At 39.0% G+C, this 5,075-nt stretch carries 5 protein-coding genes; 1 reads left to right on the top strand and 4 read right to left on the bottom strand.

Features of this window, described 5'->3' with window-relative positions; translation table 11 throughout:
• Nucleotides 1-272 (top strand): DNA/RNA non-specific endonuclease (locus tag AC1DND_RS18930; protein ID WP_477583974.1); only part of this gene is annotated, 272 nt, incomplete at its 5' end.
• Nucleotides 273-432: 160 nt separating this feature from the next.
• On the opposite strand, the gene porN is transcribed toward AC1DND_RS18930, so the two are convergent.
• Genes porN through porK form a run of 4 tightly spaced genes read right to left on the bottom strand, consistent with a single transcriptional unit; the run spans nt 433 to nt 5,075 of the window.
• Nucleotides 433-1,347 (bottom strand): type IX secretion system ring subunit PorN/GldN, encoded by a 915-nt coding sequence (gene porN, locus AC1DND_RS18925; protein ID WP_477583973.1) that lies wholly within the window; start codon nt 1,345-1,347, stop codon nt 433-435.
• A 7-nt stretch (nt 1,348-1,354) separates the two neighbouring features.
• Nucleotides 1,355-2,887, bottom strand: a complete 1,533-nt coding sequence (porM, locus tag AC1DND_RS18920) for a type IX secretion system motor protein PorM/GldM (RefSeq protein ID WP_215132251.1) — start codon at nt 2,885-2,887, stop codon at nt 1,355-1,357.
• Nucleotides 2,888-2,929: 42 nt separating this feature from the next.
• Nucleotides 2,930-3,733, bottom strand: a complete 804-nt coding sequence (porL, locus tag AC1DND_RS18915; protein WP_477583972.1) for a type IX secretion system motor protein PorL/GldL — start codon at nt 3,731-3,733, stop codon at nt 2,930-2,932.
• A 40-nt stretch (nt 3,734-3,773) separates the two neighbouring features.
• A complete protein-coding gene (gene porK, locus AC1DND_RS18910) occupies nt 3,774-5,075 on the bottom strand; it encodes a T9SS ring complex lipoprotein PorK/GldK (RefSeq protein ID WP_477583971.1) in 1,302 nt (433 codons plus the stop codon).

Genomic DNA, 5,075 nt, shown 5'->3' with positions numbered 1-5,075 from the left:
CTTATACTATCGACAATGGTAAAGTTAATGTACCTTCTAATACCTGGAAAGTTATTGTGGTATTATCCAACGGCAATAACGATTTAAGCCGTATTACCTCATCTACAAGGGTAATTACCGTAAATATGCCGAATACAAATGGTTTAAATACCAATTGGAAAACATATCGTACAACAGTTAATGCTGTAGAATCTGCAACTGGTTACGATATTTTATCAAATGTACCTGCAGCTATCCAAAGTGTAATAGAATCAACAACAGATAACCTATAAAATATTTTATCCTCAAAGAAAATTGGCATCATCAAACTGAGCCAGCTTAAGAATTAAAGATTGACTTATCTTCCCGTTCTTCTCAACTCTTTTGTTCGTAATGAGTGGATGTGGTGCAAACAAAAAAGCTCCGATTTTCATCGGAGCTTTTTCGTAATATTTAGTATTCCCAAAGACCTTGTTCGTAATCAAGAACTGATTTTTTAATCCTCTCTGATTCGTACAACCTTTCTCTAGGGTCGGTAATGATATCTCTGATCTTATTGTCACCAGGATTTGATTCTTTTACAATATAGCTGCTGAATAAGCGGCGGATAAAGAAATCATCGAAACTCAATGCTGAAGCATCGTTATTGGTATTGATTAAACGTTTCTTCGTTAAAATCTCTCYGGCCTCTGGATAGTACACCCAAAATACCGGTTGCCATTGTTTAGAAACCTCATTGTATTTTAATGGTGCAATACCTACAATACGGGGTTCGAAAACAGAACGTTTGGTATCGAAAATCCAGTCTTCTTTAATTCTGAATTTCAAGAATAACTCCGGATTAAAATCATTAACTACAGTAGTAACCGTTCCGGTTTTATTGTTCGAAACCTCTGCTGTTCCTAAAGCCGATTTGGAAGCAGAATCTGCCGACATTGGATTAAGAAAAGCATCATCTTCGTTCAACGCACTATCAATCGGCGAATACGCTGTTAGTTCGTCTTTCTTAATTGCGGCAATCAGTACATCAATTAATCGAGATTTAGGCGATTTTAAGGCTGAATTAACCGTATCACGTAAGTCAATTTCTCTCCAGATCCGTTTTGCATAAAAAACATCCTCTTCCCTCACATCAGCCAAAGGAACCATTTCAGTACTGTCAATGTCCTTACGGGCATAAAAACCATCTTTAGGTGGTACCTTAAGTTTCTTTTTAGCTGTTTTAACAGGGGCTTTCACCGTATCTGCCACAGGGGGTGCAGCAACTACTGGTGCAGCTTTCTTTGGTGCTAACTTGGTTGGCTTTTTTTGTGCAAAAGCAAACGTGGTTAACAACACTAAAATAGCAATACTTAAAATCCTTTTCATCTTCTTTTTATTTTACGCTAAACGCTAATGAAGGCAAAATTCTTTGACGACCATCTGGTCCTACAGAAACAATATCTTCAAAAAATACTCTTGTACCAGGCGTAATTGAGTTTATTGCACCCTTAACTGCACCCGCGAAACTTCCTCCACTACCAGGAATGGTAACAGCATCAGAACGAGGTTTTATAATGGTTAACTTATAACGTTGTATTTTAAACTTAACATCGAAAGGAAAATCATCCAGATCTGCTTCAATTTCAGTTTCGCTTTTTAGCTGTACTGAAGCTACATCACCTCCAGCGCGGCCACCAACCTTAGCTACCGGAGCAGGGATAGCTTTAACCCTGAATTTTTGTGAGCCTAAGCTAACCGTTTTACCAGCGTTATTTGCGGATACATTAATGGATACTTCTTGACCAACCATGCTTCCCGGAACGTTAACATTATAGTTTCCGTTACCACCAGACATTGAACCTCCTGAAATGGAAGCACGAACACTCTCTAATGGAAAACCTGCCGCCGATACCGTAAATGGATTAGCAATACCTGCATAAATTACATTCAGTTTGGTTGAGGAAACAGATGCTGAAGGTTTCGCTACCTGATAAGTTTGTGGTTGGGTTTTATATTCTTTTACCTGACCATCGGTTTGGCGAACACGAACGGTACCTACCCAGGTAAACTGGCCAACACTACTTGTACCACCGCTATAAGTTCCTTTACCATCTTTAACAGATAACTTACTTCCATTAACGGTAATATCAGGCGTTGATCTCGAATCGCTGGCTGTTAAAAATACCTCAGCAGTATACGGCTGACCTTGGATTACGTAAGAAGTAGGTGCTACTGCAACAGCTGCAAACTGATCCAAATTAACCTGTGCTTTATCCATATTTCCGAACAATTTTTTAACTACTTCTGCTTCAGCATTTTTAGTGTCTGTTTGCAGTTTGGTTAAAATTGTCATTGCAGCAGTTAATGGTGTTCCCTCACCAAAGTAAGTTTCCTGCCAGTTTCCTTTCCTTTTTCTTGCAGGATCTTTAGCTTCGAGAGAGAATGAAACATTCGCTCTATCAGCCGGGTCTAACAAAGAGATTAATTTTTCGCGTGTGGCGTTAATTCTCTTTTTCAACTCATCTGCTTTCTTTTGATTAATCATGATATTCTGTGCAATATCCTGATTTGATCTATTTACCAAATCTTCAGTTTCCGGATCGATTCCATCACCTGCCTGGGTAAATTCTTTTTTAATGCTTTCAATATAATTATTCAAATCATCAGCCGCCTTCTGTGCCTGTTTTGCCTTATCGTAAATTGGCTGTGCACGGGCTGGCTCTTCTTTCAACTTCGAATTTTCGAAGGCAGAAAATAACTGATTAATACTTGTATTTACATTGTTTTTAGAAGTATCCAAACTATCGTTGATATTTTTGAATGCATCTAAAATGGTATCTGATACGTTTAAGGCGAGCATAGCCAACAATACCAAATACATGATATTGATCATCCGCTGCCTTGTTGTTTCTTTTCCGCCTGCCATGTTTGATGTAGCTTTTCCTTTAAAAATTAAAAACTAAACAAATTATACACGTGGGCCGTTCATAGCCGATAACATATTGCCATAAATTGCATTAAGCGATGATAGGTTTTTAGCCAACTTATTCACCTCTTCTTTAAACTGTTTCGAATCTTCCATCGATTCGTTAAAGTTCTGCATGGTTAATGATAAGTTTGAATAGAATTTATTCATCGATTTTAGATGCGCGCTCGAATCTTGTAATTCTAATTCATACACTGCATTTAAAGCTGATAAATTTTTAGCCAAATTGTTAACCTGATCGTGATAAGCCTGAGAATCTACACTGCTCTCACCCATCGCTTTCAAATTAGCTGTAGCTTTATCAAAAGATGCACTTAAATTATCGAAACCAGCTGAAGCTGTTTTAATTTTGCCTGTAAATTCATTAGTTGCGGTAGATGCATCTGCAACATTAGAAATTGTTGCTACTTTATCACCAAAAGTACGCAAACCAGAGCCTAAGCTTTCAATCAATTCAGGACCGATTTTAGCATCTGATAACATTTTATCTAAGGCCGCCGTGTTCGATTCTGTTGCTGCAACCGGTCTTGCTGATGCAGTTGGTAATTCTCCTTTAAAATCTGGTTTTAATTCAGGATATACTCTTTCCCAAGCTGGTTCTGGCTCTGGTGGAAAAAACCCTGTTAAAAAGAATAAAATCGCCTCTATTCCAAGACCAAGCCCGATCATATAGCTACCTACAATTCCACCAATGTGTAGAATTTTAAATAACGCTCCGATAATTACAATACTTGCTCCCCATGAAATCGCTACGTGTAACCAGCCTGGTTGTTTCTTTGCTGCCATAAAATTTTGATGTTTTTCTTTAGTTTTTAGTTTGTTTGGTTTAATGTCTTAAGTCGGTACCAGGATAAGATGAAACGCATCTGAACCCAATGTATGATCTTTGTGTATCCTGATATTCGTATGTTGCTACAGCGTTTTGTAGAAAATAGCCTGTGTCTTTCCAGGAACCACCTTTTACTACTTTACGCTTTTTGTATTTGCTGTCCGTTGCGCCAGCATCATAAGTAAAATTCGGGTTCAAATCGTGCAATAATGGGCTTGCACCTTTATTGTACGCAGTTAATGTCCATTCAGAAACATTACCTGCCATGTTGTACAAACCATAATCATTAGGGAAATACGATCTAACACCTACGGTATAAATACCCCCGTCGCTCGAATAATCGCCACGACCTGGTTTAAAGTTAGCCTGTAAACATCCTTTTGTATTTCTAATATAAGGACCGCCCCACGGGTATTTGGTTTTGGTATTGCCACCTCTTGCTGCATATTCAAATTCAGTTTCGGCTGGTAATCTATAATCTGATCTGGATCCTGCAGGTAATTTTCTTGCTGTGGCAACTCCATCGTACAATCTTGTTCTCCAATGAGAGAATGCTTTTGCCTGTTCCCAGCTTACACCAACTACAGGATAATCATCGTAAGAAGGGTGGTTGTAGTAACCACGTACCATAGGATCGTTTTGTGAATAAGAATAATCTGTTTTCCATACCATGGTATCAGGATAAATAGCAACGTTATAACGATCGATATAATCCTGGCGTTTGCTGTTTGGGTCTTTATGCCCCAGAGCAGCTTTCTCCATATTTAATTCGGCATAAGAATATTCGAATTTACGAACATCTAATTCTTTTTTTCCAGGAAGTGCGTCTAAACCTGAGTAATACATCCCATCTAGTTGGCTCACTTGGGCTGCTGCTGCTCCTTTTCCTTTATTACGCCAAATGTTGGCACCGTTTGGTCCAACTTTCCTCCAATCGATGTACTTCTCTCCACCAACAGCATTTGCGGCATTTCCCTTTGGCGTAACCATAAATTGTTGAGGGTTGCCCATCATCACAATTGCAATTGAATCGCGTACCCAGTTGGTAAACTGGCGATATTCCGCATTGGAAATCTCGGTCTGGTCCATAAAGAACGCGCTAATGGTAACCATTTTACTTGGACCATTCTGAGAAAAGGTGATATCTTCATCCGAACCTCCAAGTGGGGTATGCCCTGGCGGCACATAAACCATTCCTAGTGGGATTCTATCGTTTTTAAATTTTCGGTTATAAGCACCAACCAGCTCGCCTTGACCGACATGGCCACAGCTTGCTAGCATTACAGTTATACCTACAAT

Source organism: Pedobacter sp. 01N416 (assembly GCF_056399685.1).
This window is presented reverse-complemented; position numbering and strand designations above follow the sequence as displayed.